Origin of the sequence: Okeania sp. SIO2C9 (assembly GCF_010672455.1) — a bacterium.
Lineage (GTDB): Bacteria > Cyanobacteriota > Cyanobacteriia > Cyanobacteriales > Microcoleaceae > Okeania.
On sequence record NZ_JAAHGO010000213.1, the window covers coordinates 1 to 1,573 of the forward strand.

General features: G+C 38.6%; 1 pseudogene. It reads right to left on the bottom strand.

The window, feature by feature from the left end:
* Positions 1-11: 11 nt before the first annotated feature.
* Positions 12-1,314 (bottom strand): annotated as a pseudogene (gene iscB, locus F6K23_RS40390) (RNA-guided endonuclease IscB).
* Between the last annotated feature and the right edge of the window lie 259 nt (positions 1,315-1,573).

Sequence of the window (1,573 nt, forward strand, 5' to 3'; positions counted from 1 at the left end):
ACTGTTGAGTTTTAGACGACATTTTCCTCGACTTTTATGGACAACTGTGGACAAAATGTATAGGTATAACCGTCTTTTTGATGTACAACTTTTAATTTGCTTACATGAACACTTTTAGCTTTTTGTCCTGGCACTGTGAAGTTAAAACTATTTGACTTTGAGCGAGGATTAACTCTACCTACTTCCCCTGTTTCAATATTCAACGCTAAATCTCCACTATTCCAACCTTTTATCGGTTTTAGTGGGTTGTACCTGATTGGGTATCCATATTTATTGACCGCTGCTTTTTGTCTACCTCCTTGGCCTTTGCATATAGCAACTAAAGCTTGGGTGGTCTGGAAATTTAACTGATTCACTTCTCCCACACAAGCAGCGTCTATGCAGTGTGCTTTGGGTAACTGTTGCTTTCTGCGGTTAAATTTTGTCTGTCCTCCACTACCTATAGTTACTTCCAAACCTTTAGTCTTTAAGCTATTGAACAATTTCCACCGACAAGAATTAACTGAGAATGCATCTTTTAAAGGCGATCTAGCTTGAGTAAGTATTCGCTTTAATAATTCTGGTTTTCCTGATAAGAAGTCTTTGACATCTTGATTACTTTTTATCTGATTGCATTTAGTACAGGCAACAGTTAAGTTAGATACTCGGTCTGAACCTCCTTTTGACTTGGGGTGAATATGTTCTATTTCCAGTGGTGTATTAGTTTGGCCACAATAAGCACATTGATGATGCCATTTTTCTAACAAATATTCTCTCAATTCATATCCTGCTAATTCACCCTGTTGATACTCAGTACCAGAAATTTCTGGATTTTGAATCAATTGAGTATCAAAGCGAACCAGTTCCATTGAGATTGATTCTACAGGAGAAAACTTAATTAATCGTTTGACCCAAGTCATAGTAGTTTCGACTCTGTGCATTAAAGAAGGTGCTAACCAACCAGTGGGCTTCTTTTTGTTCGGGTTACCTGGTTTACGGTATCTGAGATTTTTGCTTCTTCTAGCTCGACGGCGTTGAGAACGCTTTTTAAGTTTTTCGGAAATTAACGAACCTCGATGCTGAATTAAGAGCATCCAGATCACCTTGTTTCCTTCTAATAAAGCCATCCCTGTAAATTTTGAGCCTGGGTCAATCTTTAGAGTTAAAGTTGTTTCTACAGCTTTAACAGCTTTGCGTGAGAATCAAAGTAAACGGAAAGCGCCGCCAGACAGCAGCTTTACCAGAATTTAACAACCTACGAGCTACAGTTGGTTTGCAAGGTTGTAATGGTTTTTTGTTTGTATCTATGACGAAAACGTAATTAGTATTAGACATTGTGGTGTCTAGTCCTTTTCAGTAAAGTGTTCCTCGATTATGTTGGCCAGGCTTGTTAATACCCTAAACACTATCGGTATCAAACCAACTTCCGATTGGCGCACTTTAACGCTGTCCTTAATTTAGAGTGACCAGCACATAAGCTGGAGTTCACTTATGTTGGTCGTGACCTGCCAACGTAGTCATTTAAGACTTAATCTGCAACCTTTGAGAGACAATTCCTAAAAATGTCTAGGATTGGCTAGGTTTTTCAAAGGTG